Origin of the sequence: Winogradskyella sp. ECml5-4 (genome assembly GCF_036903175.1) — a bacterium.
GTDB classification, from domain to species: Bacteria; Bacteroidota; Bacteroidia; order Flavobacteriales; family Flavobacteriaceae; genus Winogradskyella; species Winogradskyella damuponensis.
On record NZ_JAYJLF010000020.1, the window covers coordinates 1 to 19,504 of the forward strand.

At 34.4% G+C, this 19,504-nt stretch carries 14 protein-coding genes; 12 read left to right on the top strand and 2 right to left on the bottom strand.

What is annotated here, in order from left to right; genetic code table 11:
* Window positions 1-128: 128 nt before the first annotated feature.
* Entirely contained in the window at window positions 129-953 is an 825-nt protein-coding gene (locus VDP25_RS16285; RefSeq protein ID WP_334471548.1) for a universal stress protein, read from the bottom strand.
* A gap of 154 nt (window positions 954-1,107) precedes the next feature.
* On the opposite strand from VDP25_RS16285, the gene rimP reads away from it, so the two are divergent.
* The 3 genes from rimP (at window position 1,108) to infB (ending at window position 5,688) form a co-directional block, all read left to right on the top strand.
* Entirely contained in the window at window positions 1,108-1,572 is a 465-nt protein-coding gene (rimP, locus tag VDP25_RS16290; protein WP_334471550.1) for a ribosome assembly cofactor RimP, read from the top strand.
* A gap of 12 nt (window positions 1,573-1,584) precedes the next feature.
* On the top strand, window positions 1,585-2,817 hold the full coding sequence (gene nusA, locus VDP25_RS16295) for a transcription termination factor NusA (RefSeq protein WP_215927875.1): 1,233 nt from the start codon (window positions 1,585-1,587) through the stop codon (window positions 2,815-2,817).
* Window positions 2,818-2,904: 87 nt separating this feature from the next.
* Complete coding sequence (gene infB / locus VDP25_RS16300; RefSeq protein ID WP_334471552.1) at window positions 2,905-5,688, top strand: translation initiation factor IF-2; 2,784 nt, start codon at window positions 2,905-2,907, stop codon at window positions 5,686-5,688.
* Window positions 5,689-5,800: 112 nt separating this feature from the next.
* On the opposite strand, the gene VDP25_RS16305 is transcribed toward infB, so the two are convergent.
* Window positions 5,801-6,181 (bottom strand): SPOR domain-containing protein, encoded by a 381-nt coding sequence (locus VDP25_RS16305; protein WP_334471554.1) that lies wholly within the window; start codon window positions 6,179-6,181, stop codon window positions 5,801-5,803.
* 298 nt (window positions 6,182-6,479) lie between these two features.
* Between VDP25_RS16305 and VDP25_RS16310 the strand changes: the two genes are divergently transcribed.
* The 9 genes from VDP25_RS16310 (at window position 6,480) to ruvB (ending at window position 19,499) form a co-directional block, all read left to right on the top strand.
* Entirely contained in the window at window positions 6,480-7,769 is a 1,290-nt protein-coding gene (locus tag VDP25_RS16310; protein WP_215928288.1) for a c-type cytochrome, read from the top strand.
* Between the two features lie 27 nt (window positions 7,770-7,796).
* The gene (locus VDP25_RS16315) at window positions 7,797-11,066 is read left to right on the top strand and encodes a TAT-variant-translocated molybdopterin oxidoreductase (RefSeq protein WP_334471556.1); all 3,270 of its coding nucleotides are present in this window, start codon (window positions 7,797-7,799) and stop codon (window positions 11,064-11,066) included.
* Between the two features lie 87 nt (window positions 11,067-11,153).
* Window positions 11,154-12,893 (top strand): NrfD/PsrC family molybdoenzyme membrane anchor subunit, encoded by a 1,740-nt coding sequence (nrfD, locus tag VDP25_RS16320; RefSeq protein WP_334471558.1) that lies wholly within the window; start codon window positions 11,154-11,156, stop codon window positions 12,891-12,893.
* Between the two features lie 8 nt (window positions 12,894-12,901).
* Window positions 12,902-13,441, top strand: a complete 540-nt coding sequence (locus tag VDP25_RS16325) for a DUF3341 domain-containing protein (RefSeq protein WP_215927868.1) — start codon at window positions 12,902-12,904, stop codon at window positions 13,439-13,441.
* Between the two features lies 1 nt (window position 13,442).
* On the top strand, window positions 13,443-14,003 hold the full coding sequence (locus VDP25_RS16330) for a c-type cytochrome (protein WP_334471560.1): 561 nt from the start codon (window positions 13,443-13,445) through the stop codon (window positions 14,001-14,003).
* A gap of 22 nt (window positions 14,004-14,025) precedes the next feature.
* Entirely contained in the window at window positions 14,026-15,384 is a 1,359-nt protein-coding gene (locus VDP25_RS16335) for a quinol:cytochrome C oxidoreductase (protein ID WP_215927867.1), read from the top strand.
* Between the two features lie 24 nt (window positions 15,385-15,408).
* Window positions 15,409-16,467 (top strand): cytochrome c oxidase subunit II, encoded by a 1,059-nt coding sequence (locus tag VDP25_RS16340; RefSeq protein ID WP_215927866.1) that lies wholly within the window; start codon window positions 15,409-15,411, stop codon window positions 16,465-16,467.
* A 37-nt stretch (window positions 16,468-16,504) separates the two neighbouring features.
* Entirely contained in the window at window positions 16,505-18,298 is a 1,794-nt protein-coding gene (locus VDP25_RS16345; RefSeq protein ID WP_215927865.1) for a cytochrome c oxidase subunit I, read from the top strand.
* Between the two features lie 178 nt (window positions 18,299-18,476).
* Window positions 18,477-19,499, top strand: a complete 1,023-nt coding sequence (gene ruvB, locus VDP25_RS16350) for a Holliday junction branch migration DNA helicase RuvB (RefSeq protein ID WP_334471564.1) — start codon at window positions 18,477-18,479, stop codon at window positions 19,497-19,499.
* Window positions 19,500-19,504: the final 5 nt, after the last annotated feature.

Genomic DNA, 19,504 nt, shown 5'->3' on the forward strand with positions numbered 1-19,504 from the left:
ATTAAAAATTCAGGAAGAATAAGTTTCAGTAGTTCTAGATAATTGTCCAAAAGTCTTTTTTTTTTTACAAAAATCAGAATCTTTTTTTAATCATCACACACAACTTTTAGCAATGACCCCTGATTTTTTTATATTTTAAAAGTAATTACAGGGCGTTTTGCATGGTTTACTAAATCTTCGCTAATACTGCCATTAAAGAAATGCGCAATACCTTGTCTGCCATGCGTACTAATACCAATAAGATCTGCATTTATATCTTTAGAAACATTTAAAATACCTTGTTCTACAGAATTATCATTGTGAATAGTAATGGTGTAATTGTCAAAAGTCTCGCCTGAAATAAAATCTTCAATTCTAGATTTAGCTTCATACGATGTCATAAAATTACCAGAAGTAATAACGAGTAATAAATGAATTTTTGAGCCAAAAGCTTTAGCAAATTTTACGGCTTGTTTATAAGTTTCTTTGTTGTCATTTTTAAAATCTGAAGCAAAAACAAAATCAGATACGTCAAAAGATTCGTGCTCATTTTTAATTACTAAAACAGGAACGTCAGAAGTTCTTACAACTTTTTCGGCATTAGACCCAACAAACATTTCTTTAAGCCCTGTAGCTCCATGAGAGCCCATAACAATAAAATCGATATCAAATTCTTTACAAGAATCTTTAATTTCATTAAATGTAATGTCAGCTTTTACGGTTTCATGTACTGTAAGACCTTGTAAGTAGTCTGAAGCCATAAGATTTTCAAATCTTTTTTGTGCCAATTTCATAAAAAACAAGGTTTCGGGAATATCACTCTCTGCATTTCCTTGATCGGTTTGCTGCGTTGGAATTTCCATCATGTGCAGTAAATAGATTTCGGCATTATGAGATTTAGCAAGCATTGCTGCTACTTTTAATGCATTTTCAGCTTGTTCAGAAAAATCTGTAGGAACTAATATTTTATTCATTATTTGTTGTATTTATTTAGTTCCTTAAATCTAAGAAAATTATTCCACATTGCATAGCTTGGATAAATTAATATAAATGTCGTATATTTGCACCGTTGTTTACTAAAAATAAATAAGCGAGAGGACGAAAAGTCCTCTCTTTTTATATCAAATAATGTTTAAGAAAATAGTAGAAGACTTATTACAAAAGGCACTAGACGAGAGACAAGACCTCTTCTTAATAGATTTTTCTTTGTCTGGAGATAACGTTATTAAAATTGTAATAGATGGTGATAATGGCGTCTTAGTAGAAGATTGCATGTTTATAAGTCGAGCAATTGAACACAATGTAGATAGAGAAGAACACGATTTTTCTTTAGAAGTTTTATCTTCAGGTGCGACAACTCCTTTAGTTTTGCCTAGACAGTATAATAAGCATATTGGTAGAAATTTAGAGGTAAAGACTTTAGATCATCAAAATTTAGAAGGAGAACTCACAGAAGTAAATGATGATGGAGTGGTTCTAAGCTGGAAAGCAAGAGAACCAAAACCTGTTGGAAAAGGAAAAGTAACAGTAGCTAAACAAGCTAATGTAGCTTTTGATAATATTAAAGAAGCAAAAGTTAAAATAAAATTTTAATTCATATCAATTATGGAAAATGTAGCGTTAATTGAGTCATTTTCAGAATTTAAGGACGACAAATTAATAGATAGAGTTACGCTAATGGCAATTCTTGAAGATGTATTACGTAATGCATTGAAGAAGAAGTATGGTGATGACGATAACTTTGATATCATAATAAACCCAGATAAAGGAGATTTAGAAATTTGGAGAAACCGAATCGTTGTTGCAGATGGTGAAGTTGAAGAACCAAATCAAGAAATTGAATTATCTGAAGCGCAAAAAATAGAGCCAGATTTTGAAGTTGGTGAAGACGTTGCAGAAGAAGTAAAGTTAATTGATCTTGGAAGACGTTCTATCTTAGCATTAAGGCAGAACTTAATTTCTAAGATTCATGAACATGATAATACAAATATCTACAAGCACTTTAAAGAGCTTGAAGGTGAGATTTATACAGCAGAAGTACACCACATTCGTCACAGAGCAATTATTTTGTTAGACGATGATGGTAATGAAATTATACTTCCAAAAGACAAACAAATTCCTTCAGATTTCTTCAGAAAAGGAGAAAATGTAAGAGGAATTATTGAAAGTGTTGAATTAAAAGGAAGCAAACCAGCAATTGTGATGTCTAGAACATCACCAGTATTTCTTGAGAAATTATTTGAACAGGAAATACCAGAAGTTTTTGATGGTTTAATTACAGTTAAAAAAGTAGTACGTATTCCAGGAGAAAAAGCAAAAGTTGCAGTAGATTCTTACGATGATAGAATCGATCCAGTTGGAGCTTGTGTTGGTATGAAAGGTTCTAGAATTCACGGTATTGTACGTGAGTTAGGAAACGAGAATATCGATGTAATTAATTATACAAACAATGTTCAGCTTTTTGTAACAAGAGCATTGAGCCCAGCAAGAGTAACGTCTTTAAAATTAGACGAAGAAAATATGCGTGCTGAGGTGTTATTAAAACCAGAAGAGGTTTCAAAAGCTATTGGTAGAGGTGGTCACAATATTCGTTTGGCTGGTCAACTAACAGGTTATGAGATTGACGTATTTAGAGAAGGTGCAGAAGAAGATGTAGAATTAAAAGAATTCTCTGATGAAATTGAAGGTTGGGTAATTTCTGAATTTAGCAAAGCTGGCTTAGATACTGCAAAAAGTATTTTAGAGCAAGATGTTGTTGATTTAGTGAAGCGTACAGATTTAGAAGAAGAAACAATCTTAGACGTCATTAGGATTCTAAGAGAGGAATTTGAAGAATAATATCAGATTAATTTTAAAATGATTTTTATTATTTCATTTTGAAGTTATATTGGTATAACATATATTTAAGTATTTTACAGGCAGTTTATGGCTCAAACAACAAGATTAAATAAAGTATTAAGGGAATTAAATATCTCAATAGATCGTGCAGTGGATTTTTTAGAATCCAAAGGTATCGAGATTGAGAAAAGCCCTAATACTAAAATTTCGCAAGAAGTTTATAACACGCTTTCTGATGAATTTCAGACAGATGCATCTAAACGTGAAAAAGCTCAAGAGGTTAGTGAAGCAAAACTTAAAGAAAAAGAAGAGCTTCGTGAACAGCGAGAACGCGAAATTGAAGAAAAGCAAAAGCAAAAGGCAGAAAGAGAATCTGTAGTTAAGGCTAAAGCTGAGTTAAGTGGCCCAAAACAAGTTGGTAAAATTGACTTAGATAAAAAGCCAAAATCTAAAAAAGAAGAGGCTCCTAAAGCACCTGAAGTTAAGGAAACTCCTAAGGTTGAAAAACCAGTCAAAAAAGAGGAAAAACCTAAGGTTGAGGTCAAAAAAGTTGAAAAGCCTGAAGAACCTCAAAAGAAAGAAGAGGTTAAGAAAGTAGAAAAGGTTGAGAAAACTGAAAAAGTAGAGAAGGCCGAAACGAAAGAGGTTTCTACTAAAAAAGAAACTAAAAAAGAAGAGCCTAAAGCACCTTCTGAGCCAGTTGAAGAAACTATTAAGACACAGTATAAGAAACTTACTGGTCCAGTTACCACAGGTAAAAAAATAGACCTTTCTCAATTCAACAAACCTAAAAAGAAAAAAGAAGACAATAAACCAGGAGCTTCTGGCGATGCTAATAAGCGTAAAAGACGTAGAATTAGTAAAGGCGGAAATGACTCAGGTGGAAAACCTAAGTTTGATAATAGAAGAGGAGGTCCAAAAGGACGTGGAGGAAATGCCAGACCAAAAATTGTTAAGGAAGAGCCTACAGAAGAAGATGTAAAAAAACAAATTAGAGAAACACTTGAGAAATTACAAGGTAAATCTAATAAAGGAAAAGGCGCTAAATACAGAAGAGATAAGAGAGATCAACACAGAGAACAAAGTGAAATCGATCAAGAAATCGCTGCAGCAGAAAGCAAAACAATAAAAGTTACAGAGTTTGTAACCGTTAGTGAAATTGCTACAATGATGGAAGTTGGAGTAACACAAGTTATTTCAGCATGTATGTCTCTTGGTATGATGGTAACCATGAACCAAAGGTTAGATGCAGAAACTTTAACTATAGTTGCAGAAGAATTTGGTTACGATGTAGAGTTTATTAAAGCTGATATTGAAGAATCAATAGAAGATGTTGTTGACGATCCTAAAGATTTATTACCTCGTGCACCAATTGTTACAGTAATGGGGCACGTAGATCATGGTAAAACATCATTATTAGACCATATACGTAAAGAAAATGTAATTGCTGGTGAATCCGGTGGAATTACACAGCACATTGGTGCATATGGTGTAGAACTAGAAAATGGACAAAAAATAGCATTTTTAGATACACCAGGTCACGAAGCCTTTACAGCGATGCGTGCTCGTGGTGCTCAAGTTACAGATATTGCTATTATTGTAGTTGCTGCGGATGATGCTATAATGCCTCAAACAAAAGAAGCGATTTCTCATGCACAAGCGGCTGGAGTGCCAATCGTATTTGCAATTAACAAAATAGATAAACCAGATGCCAATCCTGAAAAAGTAAAAGAAGGATTAGCACAAATGAATCTCTTAGTAGAAGATTGGGGTGGAAAAATTCAATCACATGACATTTCTGCTAAAATGGGAACTGGTGTTAAAGAATTATTAGAAAAAGTATTGCTAGAAGCTGAATTGCTAGAATTAAAAGCAAACCCTAATAAAGCGGCAAGCGGAACAGTAGTGGAAGCTTACTTAGATAAAGGTAGAGGATATGTGTCAACAATTTTAGTACAAGCAGGTACTTTAAAAGTTGGTGATTATGTTTTAGCCGGAAAGAATAGTGGTAAAGTAAAAGCTATGCAAGATGAACGAGGCCACGATGTTAAGGAAGCAGGTCCTGCAACTCCAGTATCTATACTTGGTTTAGATGGTGCGCCTCAAGCAGGTGATAAGTTTAATGTCTTTGCAGATGAGCGTGAAGCAAAACAAATTGCAACTAAACGTACTCAGTTACAACGTGAGCAATCTGTTAGAACACAACGTCATATTACACTTGATGAGATTGGAAGACGTATTGCTCTTGGTGATTTCCAAGAACTTAATATAATTCTTAAAGGTGATGTAGATGGTTCTGTAGAAGCATTAACAGATTCTTTCCAAAAATTATCTACTGAAGAAATTCAAGTTAATATTATACATAAAGGTGTTGGTGCCATTACAGAAAGTGATGTCTTATTAGCAACAGCTTCAGATGCTATTATTGTTGGATTTAATGTACGTCCTGTTGGAAATGCAAGAATGATTGCTGATAAGGAAGAAATTGATATCAGAACGTATTCTATTATCTATGCTGCCATTAATGATCTTAAAGATGCTATGGAAGGTATGTTATCTCCAGAGTTAAAAGAAGAGGTTACAGGTACTGCAGAAATTAGAGAAATATTTAAAGTTTCTAAGATTGGAAATATTGCAGGTTGTATGGTTATGAATGGTAAAATCTTTAGAAATTCTAACATAAGAATTATTAGAGACGGAGTCGTTGTTCATACAGGTACACTAGAAGCTTTAAAACGTTTTAAAGACGATGTTAGAGAGGTAGCTAAAGGTTATGATTGTGGTATGCAAATTAAAGGTTATAACGACATTGTAATTGGTGATGTTATCGAAGCATTCCAAGAAGTAGAAGTAAAGAAAAAGTTAAAGTAATAACTTATAACAAATAAAAAAACCGACAAGTAATTGTCGGTTTTTTTTATGAGATAAAATTAGAAAACATGAGTTATTTAAAAGGACTCATTGCAGTTGTTTTAGAAGCTATTTAGTCGTCTGTTTTAGGTTGAAAAATAATAGCATTCATATACTTCTTTTTAATTTTTACACCAGCGCGTTCAGCTTCTAACTTTGTAGCAAAGTTGCCTACCCAAACTTTATAATTTGGAGTGTTCCATACAATTTCTACAGGCCATTCACTGTAAGCGTTTAAAAAGTTAGCTTTTTCTCGAGCAGCCTTATCAGGATCCACGCTTTGAAATACTTGTATTTTATAGACCTTAGAGGTTTTGATATCTTTTTTGTATTCCAATAATTTATCAATATCACTGTCTTGGCTAACGTTAACTGTTCCTTCTTGCGAATGAAGGGAAATAGATAATGCTAGACCTAAAAAGACAAGACAAAAAGATTTATTTCTTAATTTCATAGAGTAATTATTTATTGGCAAAGGTATAATTTTCAGAAGAACATGTGTGATTTTTTTATCTACATTTTAGCTGTAATCAATTATACTTCAAGCTGTCGGTAATTAAGGAACGAATATTCAATCATTAAATTTTTGAAATACATTATTTAGAATTGGTATAAATTATATATTAACACTTCTCTAAGATTTCCAAAATCGACTTTAAATGTTACTTTTGCCAGAGTTTTTATAAACATCTTTTTTCAAGTTTTTAATGAAAAAATCGTACCAAAGTTTAGAAGATAATTCAACTTATTATATGAAACAAGTGATTTACCGTAGTTTAACCTCAAGGATAGTTAGTCTTTGTTTTGCACTATTGCTTGCATTTTCGACCTCACTTACAGCTCAAGAAGGTGATCCAGTTAATGGAAAATCGCTCTATAATTCTAATTGTGCAGCGTGTCATAAGCTAGATAAGCCAATGACAGGTCCTGCATTACGTAATGTAGAGGCAAGATTGGCAGATGAGCAAGGCTTAGATAGAGAATGGCTTAGTGCTTGGATTAGAAATAGCTCTTCGCTTATTAAATCTGGAGACGCGTATGCGAATAAGATCTTTAATGAGTATAACGGAACTCCTATGACGCCGTTTCCACAGTTAAGTGATCAAGATATTTCAGATATTTTGGCTTATACTGCTGAGGAGAAAAAAGAACCTGTAGTTGTAGAAAGCAACACTAATGAAGGTGCTAGTCAGCAAGGTGGTGTTTCAAATGATATCATTTTAGGTGCTTTAGCCTTATTGTTTGGGTTATTAGCAATGGCGTTAGTGTTAGTAAATCGTACGTTAAATCGTTTTGCTAAAGCTAAAGATATTGAAGTCTTTACAGCGCAAGAAAAAAGAACACCATTATGGAAGGCGTTTGTTCAAAATCAATTTTTAGTATTGGTTACAGCAATTATCTTCTTGTTAGCAAGTGGTTACTTTGTGTATGGTTACTTTATGCAAGTAGGTGTAGATCAAGGTTACGAACCTGTTCAGCCTATTCATTATTCGCATAGAATTCATGCAGGCGACAATGGTATTGATTGTAAGTACTGTCACTCATCAGCTAGAGTAAGTAAGACTTCAGGTATTCCTTCTTTAAATGTTTGTATGAATTGTCATAAATCAATTTCAGAAGTCGCACCAGAAACTTTAGCAGAAGGCACAGAGTATGGGGTAGATTACAATGCGGAAATTCAAAAATTATACGATGCTGTAGGTTGGGATGGAACTGGTTATACTGGAGATTCTAAACCTGTTAAGTGGATACGTATTCATAACTTACCTGATTTTGCTTATTTCAATCACTCACAACACGTAGAGGTTGGTGGTATTGAATGTCAGACTTGTCATGGTCCTGTTGAGGAAATGGAAATAATGTACCAAAATGCACCATTAACTATGGGTTGGTGTATTAACTGTCACAGAGAAACAAATGTAAAAGTTAAAGACAACGAATATTATACTAAGATACACGAAGAATTATCTAAAAAGTATGGAGTTGAGCAGTTAACTGTGGCGCAGATGGGTGGATTAGAATGTGGAAAGTGTCATTATTAAATTAAATAAGAAGTAATTCAAAATTATATGTCATCAAACAAGAAATACTGGAAAAGTGTTGAAGAACTAAACGAAAATAGTTCTATTGTTGAGGCGCTACAACAAAATGAATTTGTGGAACCAATTCCTACAGATGAATTTTTAGGAGACAAAGAATCGTTAGAATCTTCGTCTACATCGCGTCGTGATTTCTTAAAATACGTTGGTTTTAGTACCGCAGCAGCTTCTTTGGCGGCTTGTGAAGGGCCAGTAATTAAGTCAATTCCTTACATAGTTCAGCCAACTGAGATTATTCCTGGTGTGGCTAACTATTATGCAACAACGATTGCAGATGGTTTTGATTTTACAAGTGTTTTAGTAAAAACAAGAGAAGGAAGACCTATTAAAATTGAGAATAACACTGAAGCTGGGGCTAGTGGTATTGCAAATGCGAGAGTTAATGCTTCCGTTTTAGGATTATACGATAACCTTAGAGTAAAATCGCCAATGAAAGGTGATTCTAAAATCTCTTGGGAGACGTTTATGTCCGAAACAACTTCAAAATTAAATGGGCTTAATGGTAAGGCAATTGTGTTTTTAACGCAAACATTGCCAAGTCCATCAACAAATAAATTGATTGCAGATTTTAAAGCTAAATATGGCAACGTAAACCACGTTGTTTATGATGCTGTTTCAGAATCTGCTACCTTAGATGCTTACCAAGCAAAGTACGGAGTAAGAGGAATGGCTAATTACGATTTCTCTAAGGCTAAGACTATTGTTTCTATTGGAGCTGATTTCTTAGGAGATTGGCAGGGTGGAGGCTTTGAGTCTGCTTATGCTAAAAAACGTATTCCTGAAGATGGTAAGATGTCTAGACATATTCAGTTTGAATCTAATATGTCATTATCTGGTGCAAATGCAGATAAGCGTGTGCCATTAACACCAAGTCAGCAAAAAATAGCTTTAGCTAAATTATACAGTGAAGTCACTGGAAATTCTGCTGGTGGTGCTAAGCTTCCTGAAGGATTAGACGCAGCCGTTAAAGCAGCAGCTAAAGAGATTAGCAAAGCCGGTAGCAATGCCGTTGTGGTTACAGGTATACAAGATGTAAATGCACAAACTGTAGTGTTAGAGTTAAATACTTACTTAAAGAGTAAGGCATTTGACCCTAAAACAACAATAAAAACAAGACAAGGAAGCGATAAAGCAGTTATGCAATTGGTTTCTGATATGAAAGCAGGAAAAGTTGGAGCTATCATCATGAATGGTGTTAATCCAATATATACATTGCCAAATGCTTCTGATTTTTCAGAAGGTCTTGCAAAAACAGAATTGTCAATTGCGTTCTCAATGAAACAAGATGAGACGTCAACTAATTGTCAATATATCGCAGCAGCACCTCATTATTTAGAATCATGGGGAGATATCGAGATGAAAGCTGGTCATTACTCAATGATGCAACCAACAATTCGTCCGTTATTTGACACTAAGCAATTTCAAGAGGTATTAATGGGTTGGACAGATAAGTCAGGTTCATATAGAGACTTCTTAAAATCATATTGGACAACAAATATATTAGGTGGTGCGTCATTTAATAAGGCGGTTCAAGATGGTGTTTTCGTGTCTAGTTCTGCAAAGAATGGTGGAAATAGTTCTTCAACAAGTACAGAAACCACAACAGCGTTAAAAGATAAAAAAGATAGAACCTTCCTAGGTGGCGTTATTCATGATGTTGCTGTAGGAGTTGGTATAAAAGATGAAGATAAGGACGAATATGTAACAAACACAACAGCAACTACTGTTAATAATGGTGGTTCAGTTGCAGGAGGTTCAGTTTCAGCTTTATCTGGTGGTGAAGCCGCAAGAGCTTTAGCAAGTTCGGCTAAAGGTAGCGCAATGGAATTATTGCTTTATACCAAGACAGGAATGGGTGATGGTCAACAAGCTAACAACCCATGGTTACAAGAATTTCCAGATCCTATTACAAGAACAACTTGGGATAATTACTTAACAGTTTCTCAGGCAGATGCTGATAGGTTAGAGTTGAAAAATTGGAATGTAGCTAATGGTGGGTTAAATGGTAGTTATGCAAAAGTTTCAGTTAATGGAGCAGAAGCAATTACAGTACCAGTAATCATTCAGCCAGGACAAGCAAAAGGATCTGTTGGTTTATCTTTCGGTTTTGGAAGAACATCAAAAGGTTTAAAAGAAGAAATGAAAACAGGTGTTAACGCTTATCCGTTATACCAAAATTTCAATTCAGTTCAAAACGTTACTATTGAAAAAGCTTCTGGTGAGCACGAATTTGCTTGTGTACAGTTGCATAATACTTTAATGGGACGTGGAGATATTATTAAAGAAACTACTTTAGAAGTCTTTAATACAAAAGATAAGAAGCACTGGAATGCAGTTCCTGTTGTATCTCTTAATCATATAGAAACACCTGTAACATCTCCAGATGTAGATTTATGGGATGAGTTTGATCGTTCTATAGGTCATCACTTTAACTTATCAATAGACTTAAACGCCTGTACGGGTTGTGGAGCATGTGTAATTGCATGTCATGCAGAAAATAACGTTCCTGTTGTTGGTAAGTCAGAAATGAGACGTAGTAGAGATATGCATTGGTTGCGTATTGATAGATATTATTCTCATCAAGATACATTTGAATCGGATGATGCTAAAAAAGATGGTTTCTCTGGTTTATTTGGAGATAATGGATCTTTAGGAGGCTTTGGAGAGATGGAAAATCCTGCAGAAAATCCTCAAGTAGCATTTCAACCAGTAATGTGTCAGCATTGTAATCATGCACCTTGTGAAACAGTTTGTCCTGTTGCTGCAACAGCTCATGGTCGTCAAGGGCAAAACCACATGGCTTATAACCGTTGTGTAGGTACACGTTACTGTGCAAACAACTGTCCTTATAAAGTACGTCGTTTTAACTGGTTCTTATACAATAAGAATGATGAGTTTGATTACTACATGAATGATGATTTAGGGCGTATGGTATTAAATCCAGATGTAGTAGTGCGTTCTCGTGGTGTAATGGAAAAATGTTCTATGTGTATTCAAAAGACACAAAAAACAATTCTTGATGCTAAGCGTGACGGACGAGAAGTTAAAGATGGAGAATTCCAAACAGCTTGTTCTGCGGCATGTGGAAACGGAGCGATGGTGTTTGGTGATATTAATGATAAGGAGAGTAAAATCTCAGCATTAAAAGAAGATGATCGTATGTATCATTTGCTAGAATACGTAGGTACAAAACCAAACGTAATCTATCAGACAAAGGTGAGAAATACATCAAAAGCATAAATAACTAAATAAAAAGTTAAATAGTTAGAAGTTGAAATAAACAACAGCTTTTAGCATTTAAACAAATCAACATTTAAACAATAAAGAATGGCGTCTCATTACGAAGCACCTATTAGAAGACCATTAGTAACAGGAGAAAAATCGTATCACGATGTTACTGTTGATGTCGCAAGACCAGTTGAAGGTAAAGCCAACAGATCATGGTGGATAGTTTTCAGCATTGCGTTGGTCGCATTCCTTTGGGGAATAGGTTGTATTATTTATACCGTATCTACCGGTATTGGAGTTTGGGGTCTTAATAAGACTGTAAATTGGGCTTGGGATATTACTAACTTCGTTTGGTGGGTTGGTATTGGTCACGCAGGAACTTTAATTTCTGCAGTACTTTTACTCTTCCGTCAAAAATGGAGAATGGCAATTAACCGTTCTGCGGAAGCCATGACTATTTTCTCAGTAGTTCAAGCGGGTTTATTTCCAATTATTCACATGGGTCGTCCATGGTTAGCATATTGGGTATTACCTATACCAAATCAATTTGGTTCGTTATGGGTAAACTTTAACTCACCTTTACTTTGGGATGTATTCGCGATTTCTACGTACTTATCAGTATCACTTGTATTTTGGTGGACAGGTTTATTACCAGATTTCGCTATGTTACGAGATAGAGCAGTTAAGCCTTTCCAAAAGAAAATATACGCTTTAGTAAGTTTTGGTTGGTCTGGAAGAGCAAAAGATTGGCAACGTTTTGAAGAAGTATCTTTAGTACTTGCAGGTTTAGCAACTCCTTTAGTACTTTCTGTACACACTATTGTATCTTTTGACTTCGCAACATCTGTTATTCCTGGTTGGCATACAACGATTTTCCCACCTTATTTTGTTGCAGGTGCAGTATTCTCTGGATTTGCTATGGTAAACACGCTTCTTATTATTATGAGAAAAGTGTGTAACCTTGAAGATTATATAACAGTACAACACATAGAATTAATGAACATTGTAATAATGATTACAGGTTCTATAGTTGGTGTGGCTTATATTACTGAGTTATTTATTGCATGGTATTCTGGAGTAGAGTACGAACAATATGCATTCTTAAATAGAGCAACAGGACCTTATTGGTGGGCATATTGGGCAATGATGTCTTGTAATGTATTCTCACCTCAGTTTATGTGGTTTAAGAAATTAAGAACAAGTATCATGTTCTCTTTCTTTATCTCTATTGTTGTAAACATTGGTATGTGGTTTGAGCGTTTCGTAATTATCGTAACATCACTACATAGAGATTATTTACCATCATCATGGTCTATGTTTTCACCAACGTTTGTAGATATTGGAATTTTTATTGGAACAATTGGTTTCTTCTTTGTATTATTTTTACTGTATTCTCGTACATTCCCTGTAATAGCACAAGCAGAAGTAAAAACAATTTTAAAATCATCTGGGGAGCGTTATAAAAACATTAGAGAACGCGGTGATAGTTTAGTTGGAACAGGAGCAGATGCTAGAACATCAAATTTAGCTGCCAATACTATTACACCAACAAAACCAGTGGTTTCATCGGAAGATAATTCTACTAAAGTAAATGACCTTTTAGGTACTATTGGAGCGTTTGATGCCACAACAGGTACTGCAGACGATTTAAAGAAAATAAATGGTATTGGTCCAAAGATGGAAGAGGTGTTAAATAGTATAGGTATTTACACATTCCTTCAGGTAAGTAAGATGACGAAAAAAGAATATGACTTGTTAGATGCAATTACAGGTTCTTTCCCAGGAAGAGCAGAACGTGATGATTGGTCAGGACAAGCTAAAAATTTATTAAACAACTAATATAGTCTATGGAAGCTTCGAGAGTAATTCATGCTATTTATACAGATGATGATGTACTAATGTCAGCCGTCAAAACGGTTAGATCAGAAAAACATCACATTGAAGAGATATATACACCTTTTCCAGTTCATGGACTAGACAAGGCAATGGGATTAGCGCCTACACGCTTAGCAATAACAGCTTTTTTATATGGTTGTGTTGGTTTAACTGTAGCTATTGTAATGATGAATTTTATAATGATTGAAGATTGGCCTCAAGATATTGGAGGTAAGCCAAGCTTTAGTTATATTGAGAATATGCCATCATTTGTACCAATTATGTTTGAGCTTACAGTGTTTTTTGCAGCTCACTTAATGGTTATAACTTTTTACCTAAGAAGTAGAATGTGGCCGTTTAAAAAAGCAGAAAACCCTGACCCAAGAACTACAGATGACCATTTCTTAATGGAAATTGCTGTGCATAATAATGAAGATTCATTAACTGCATTGTTACAAGAAACAGGAGCTGTTGAGATAAATATTGTTGATAAAGATGAAGATGCACATTAATATGAAGATAGCCACAAAATATATCGTAGCATTAGTATTATTGGTAAGCTTTGTGTCTTGCCAAAAGAACTCTAGACCCAATTACCAATATATGCCAAACATGTATGAGTCAGTTGGTTATGAAACATATCAAGAATCTGACGCATTTAAAAATGGTGTAGAAGCCCAATTACCTGCAGAAGGATCAATACCAAGAGGTGATTTTATGCCTTTTGAAATTGAAAATACAAATGAAGGTTTTGCGTATGCAAAAGCGAATTTAAAAAGTCCTTTAGATTCTTTACAAGTAGATTATACAGAAGGTAAGATACTATATGACATTTACTGTGGAATTTGTCATGGTAACAAAGGAGATGGTAAAGGTAAATTGGTTCAACGCGAAAAGATTTTAGGGGTTCCTTCTTACGATGATGTAGGAAGAGCAATTACTACAGGAAGTATTTACCACGTTATTTATTACGGTAAAAACACAATGGGTTCTTATGCTAACCAATTGAACGAGACTGAGCGCTGGCAAGTAGTAGCTTACGTTGAGAAACTGAAAGCAGATTTAGAAAAGTAAGATTTAGATAAAGATTATATAAATGGAATATAAAATTTCAAATCGATTAAGAATATTTGCTATTGTTCTTATAATTTTAGGAGCAATTGGCGTCACTTCTGGTTTCATATCTTCTAAAAGCTATGAAACGGTAGAAGATGTAAAAGAATTATTGGCAAGTGAAGCTCACCACGGTGATGCTCACGAAGCAGATGCACATGGTGATGCTCACGGAGAAGCAGAATTACATGGTGAAGAAGCTCATGCTGAGGAAGGACACAAAATGAGTCATGAAGAACATGTCTTACACCAAATTCATAACAGACCTTATGCCGCACTTTATGTAGCAGCATTCTTTTTCTTTATGATTGCATTAGGGGTATTAGCATTTTATGCTGTACAATATGCTTCTCAAGCAGGTTGGTCGCCTGTACTGTTTAGAGTCATGGAAGGTATTACATCTTATGTTTTACCAGGTGGTGTTATCTTATTAATAATCGCATTTGTTGCAGATAGTCATTTGTTTATCTGGTTAACTGATGGTATGACTACAGTAGGTCACGATAATTATGATGCGCTTGTCGCAGGGAAATCAGGTTGGTTAAATAAAACAGGATTTTTTATAAGAGGTGCTGTATTTTTAGCAGGTTGGTCTGCTTACCAATATTTTTCTAGAAAGTTCTCAGTTGCTCAAGATAATGCTGATATAAATGATAACAGAAACTTTAAAAAGAACTTCAGAATTTCAGCAGCATTTTTAGTATTCTTTATTTACACAGAATCAATAATGTCTTGGGACTGGATAATGAGTGTAGATCCACACTGGTTTAGTACCTTGTTTGGATGGTACTTATTAGCAGGTATGCTTGTTTGTGGTGTAACTACAATTGCCATGATAGCAATTTACCTAAAATCTAAAGGTTTATTAGAACATGTAAACGATAGTCATATCCATGATTTAGCTAAATTTATGTTTGGATTTAGTGTATTCTGGACTTACTTATGGTTCTCTCAATTCATGTTAATTTGGTATTCAAATATTCCAGAAGAAGTTACTTATTTTGTAACACGTATTGAAGATTATAACTTACCTTTCTTTGGTATGGTAGCTATGAACTTTGTATTCCCACTATTATTATTAATGAATAGTGACTTCAAACGCGTAAATTGGTTTGTAATAATGGCAGGAGTTGTAATTCTTTGTGGTCATTACGTAGATATTTTCAATATGATTATGCCTGCAACAGTTGGTGATAGATGGTTTATTGGAATTCCTGAAATAGGAGCAATTTTATTATTTGGTGGTTTATTTATGCTTGTTGTCTTTACAGCATTAGGTAAATATCCATTACTAGCTAAAGGAAATCCATTTATTAAGGAAAGTAAAAATTTCCATTATTAATTTTAAATAAGAACAGAAACGATAATGACTGCTTTATTAACGATTATAATTGTACTCTTTGTAGCTGTTGCCTTGTGGCAAATGGTAAAGATTTTTGACTTGGCCCAAGTAGGCACAACAAATTCCCAAATTGCGGACGACCATGATAACAAAATCAATGGTTATTTAATGATAGGGTTTTTAATTTTTATCTATGTTATAACTATTCTTAGTTTTTGGTATTTAGGAGATTTACCATTAATGTCTAATGCTGCATCAGAACATGGTGTAGAAGTCGATAATCTTATGATTATCTCTATGGTAGTTATATTTATAGTACAGACTATTACGCAATTTTTACTACATTATTTTGCTTATAAATACAAAGGTGAAAAAGGAAGAAAAGCATTGTTTTATGCAGATAATAACACTTTAGAATTTATTTGGACAGTAATTCCTGTAATTGTTTTAGCTGGTTTAATAATCTACGGTTTATTCACTTGGAATGATATTATGAATATCGATGAGGATGAAGACCCAATGGTTATTGAATTATATGCACAGCAGTTTAACTGGAAAGCACGTTATAGTGGTGCAGATAATGTTCTTGGTAAAGCGAATGTTAGATTAATAGACTTAGATCGTGCTAATATTTTAGGTGTCGATGAAGACGATCCTAATGCTCAAGATGATGTTATTGTAACAGAGCTTCATTTGCCAGTAGGTAAGCCGGTTGTATTTAAAATGAGATCTCAAGATGTATTACACTCAGCTTATATGCCGCATTTTAGAGCGCAAATGAACTGTGTACCTGGTATGGTAACTCAATTTGGTTTTACACCAACAATTACCACTGCAGATATGCGTCAAAATCCAGATATGGTTGAGAAAGTTAAAGATATTAACGCTCTTAGATTAGAACGTAAAGCCGAAATTGAAGAATCAGGACAAGAGTTGGTTTACGAGTTTGATTACTTATTATTATGTAACAAAATTTGTGGTACATCACATTACAATATGCAGATGAAGATTATTGTAGAAACACAAGAAGAGTTTGATGCTTGGATGAAAGAACAAACAACCTTTCCAAATTCATTAAATTAATAGAATTTTTTAAAGAAAAAGATAATAGATAGAGATTATGTCAGCAACTATAGATACACACGGTCACGACGATCACGACGTACATCATCACAAAGAAACATTTGTAACTAAATATATTTTTAGCATTGATCATAAAATGATTGCTAAACAATATTTAATTACAGGTACTATAATGGGAGTTATAGGTGTTTTAATGTCTATAATGTTTCGTATGCAAATTGCATGGCCAGAACAGCCAAACGTATTGTTTGAAGCATTACTAGGTAAATGGGCTCCAGACGGAGTTATGGATGCAGATATTTATTTGGCCTTAGTGACGATTCATGGTACTATTATGGTATTCTTTGTATTAACTGCAGGGTTAAGTGGTACATTTAGTAACCTCTTAATTCCGTTGCAAATTGGTGCTAGAGATATGGCTTCAGGATTCCTTAATATGGTGTCTTATTGGTTATTCTTTATTTCTTGTGTTATAATGATTAGCTCATTATTTGTAGAAGCCGGACCAGCAGCAGCAGGATGGACAATCTATCCACCACTATCTGCTTTGCCTATGGCATCAGGAGGTTCTGGTTTAGGAATGACTTTATGGTTAGTCTCAATGGCTATATTTATTGCATCATCTTTATTAGGATCTTTAAATTATATAGTAACAGTAATTAACTTACGTACTAAAGGGATGTCTATGACAAGATTGCCATTGACTATTTGGGCATTCTTTGTAACAGCGGTTATTGGTGTGGTTTCATTCCCAGTATTATTGTCTGCAGCGTTATTATTAATTATGGATAGAAGTTTTGGAACATCATTCTTCTTATCAGATATATTTATTCAAGGTGAAGTATTACACTACCAAGGTGGATCACCAGTATTATTCGAACATTTATTTTGGTTCTTAGGTCACCCAGAAGTATATATCGTTATCTTACCTGCTATGGGATTAGTGTCTGAAATTATGGCATCAAACTCTCGTAAGCCAATTTTTGGATATAGAGCGATGATTGCTTCAATCTTAGCAATTGCTTTCTTATCTACAATTGTTTGGGGGCACCATATGTTTATTTCAGGTATGAATCCTTTCTTAGGATCTGTATTTACATTTACAACATTATTGATTGCTATCCCATCTGCTGTAAAAGCCTTTAACTGGATAACAACCATATGGAAAGGTAATCTCCAAATGAATCCAGCCATGTTATTTTCTATTGGTTTTGTGTCTACCTTTATTACAGGTGGATTAACAGGAATCATTTTAGGTGATAGTGCATTAGATATTAACGTTCATGATACTTATTTTGTAATTGCACACTTCCACTTAGTAATGGGTATTTCTGCACTTTACGGAATGTTTGCAGGTATTTATCATTGGTACCCAAAAATGTTTGGTCGTATGCTAAATAAAAACTTAGGATATTTACATTTCTGGATCACTGCAATTTGTGCCTACGGAGTTTTCTTCCCAATGCACTTTATTGGAATGGCAGGATTACCAAGACGTTATTACACAAACTCTAATTTCCCGTTATTTGATGATTTAGCGAATGCAAATGTTATCATAACTATATTTGCTATTATTGGAGGTTTAGCACAAATTATTTATTTGTATAATTTCTTTGCAAGTATGTTCTTTGGTAAAAAAGCAGAACAAAATCCTTGGAGATCTACAACTTTAGAATGGACTACTCCTGTAAAACATATACATGGTAACTGGCCAGGAGCTATTCCTCACGTTTACCGTTGGTCTTATGACTACAGTAAACCAGGACATGATGTAGATTTTGTACCTCAGAATGTACCTTTAATGGAAGGTGAAGAGGAATTACAGCATTAAACAAATTTCTGCGAAGGCAGGAAACTCATAATAGATTAGAAAAGACCTCTGGATAGCTATCCAAAGGTCTTTTTCTTTATATTTGTTTTGACTTTGTTGTCATTCAGAGTGAAACGAAGAACCTATATTTCTAAGCTCAGTGTAACTTAATAAGATTCCCGTTTTCACGGGAAGTACTATGAACGAAAACCTAAATCCAAATAGCGATAACTTCACACCAGAAGAACTAGATGTCGAAAAGAAATTAAGACCTTTAACCTTTGAAGATTTTACAGGTCAAGATCAAGTCTTAGAAAACCTATTAGTTTTTGTACAAGCTGCAAACCTTAGAGAAGAAGCTTTAGATCATACCTTATTTCACGGACCTCCAGGACTAGGAAAAACGACCTTAGCACATATTTTAGCTAATGAGTTAGACGTAGGCATTAAAGTGACCTCAGGACCTGTTTTAGATAAGCCAGGAGACTTGGCAGGTTTGTTAACTAACCTTGATGATCGTGATGTGCTTTTTATTGATGAAATCCATCGTTTAAGTCCAATTGTAGAAGAATACTTATACTCTGCAATGGAAGATTATAAAATTGATATCATGATTGAATCTGGTCCAAATGCCAGAACAGTTCAACTTAACTTAAATCCATTTACTTTAATTGGTGCAACCACACGTTCAGGGTTACTTACTGCTCCAATGCGCGCTCGATTTGGAATACAAAGTCGTTTACAATATTATAAAACCGAATTATTAACCACCATAGTGCAACGTAGTGCATCCATATTAAACATGCCAATTTCTATGGAAGCTGCTATAGAGATTGCAGGTAGAAGTAGAGGCACACCTCGTATTGCCAATGCGCTTTTACGACGTGTTAGAGATTTTGCACAAATAAAAGGGAATGGTAAAATTGATATTGGTATCGCTAAATTTGCCTTAAAAGCACTTAACGTAGATGCCTATGGCTTGGATGAAATGGATAATAAAATCCTAACCACTATCATCGATAAGTTTAAAGGAGGACCAGTTGGTATTAGTACCATTGCAACTGCCGTTAGTGAAAGTACAGAAACCATAGAAGAGGTATATGAGCCATTTTTAATTCAACAAGGTTTTATAATGCGAACTCCTCGTGGACGAGAAGTAACAGAACAAGCATATAAACATCTAGGTAAGATAAAAGGACCAACCCAAGGAGGTTTGTTTTAACTTAA

What these genes read in the sequence shown, in the direction of transcription:
- VDP25_RS16285 (WP_334471548.1), bottom strand. Translation starts at nt 953, where the DNA reads ATGAATAAAATATTAGTTCCTACAGATTTTTCTGAACAAGCTGAAAAT.
- rimP (WP_334471550.1), top strand. Translation starts at nt 1,108, where the DNA reads ATGTTTAAGAAAATAGTAGAAGACTTATTACAAAAGGCACTAGACGAG.
- nusA (WP_215927875.1), top strand. Translation starts at nt 1,585, where the DNA reads ATGGAAAATGTAGCGTTAATTGAGTCATTTTCAGAATTTAAGGACGAC.
- infB (WP_334471552.1), top strand. Translation starts at nt 2,905, where the DNA reads ATGGCTCAAACAACAAGATTAAATAAAGTATTAAGGGAATTAAATATC.
- VDP25_RS16305 (WP_334471554.1), bottom strand. Translation starts at nt 6,181, where the DNA reads ATGAAATTAAGAAATAAATCTTTTTGTCTTGTCTTTTTAGGTCTAGCA.
- VDP25_RS16310 (WP_215928288.1), top strand. Translation starts at nt 6,480, where the DNA reads ATGAAACAAGTGATTTACCGTAGTTTAACCTCAAGGATAGTTAGTCTT.
- VDP25_RS16315 (WP_334471556.1), top strand. Translation starts at nt 7,797, where the DNA reads ATGTCATCAAACAAGAAATACTGGAAAAGTGTTGAAGAACTAAACGAA.
- nrfD (WP_334471558.1), top strand. Translation starts at nt 11,154, where the DNA reads ATGGCGTCTCATTACGAAGCACCTATTAGAAGACCATTAGTAACAGGA.
- VDP25_RS16325 (WP_215927868.1), top strand. Translation starts at nt 12,902, where the DNA reads ATGGAAGCTTCGAGAGTAATTCATGCTATTTATACAGATGATGATGTA.
- VDP25_RS16330 (WP_334471560.1), top strand. Translation starts at nt 13,443, where the DNA reads ATGAAGATAGCCACAAAATATATCGTAGCATTAGTATTATTGGTAAGC.
- VDP25_RS16335 (WP_215927867.1), top strand. Translation starts at nt 14,026, where the DNA reads ATGGAATATAAAATTTCAAATCGATTAAGAATATTTGCTATTGTTCTT.
- VDP25_RS16340 (WP_215927866.1), top strand. Translation starts at nt 15,409, where the DNA reads ATGACTGCTTTATTAACGATTATAATTGTACTCTTTGTAGCTGTTGCC.
- VDP25_RS16345 (WP_215927865.1), top strand. Translation starts at nt 16,505, where the DNA reads ATGTCAGCAACTATAGATACACACGGTCACGACGATCACGACGTACAT.
- ruvB (WP_334471564.1), top strand. Translation starts at nt 18,477, where the DNA reads ATGAACGAAAACCTAAATCCAAATAGCGATAACTTCACACCAGAAGAA.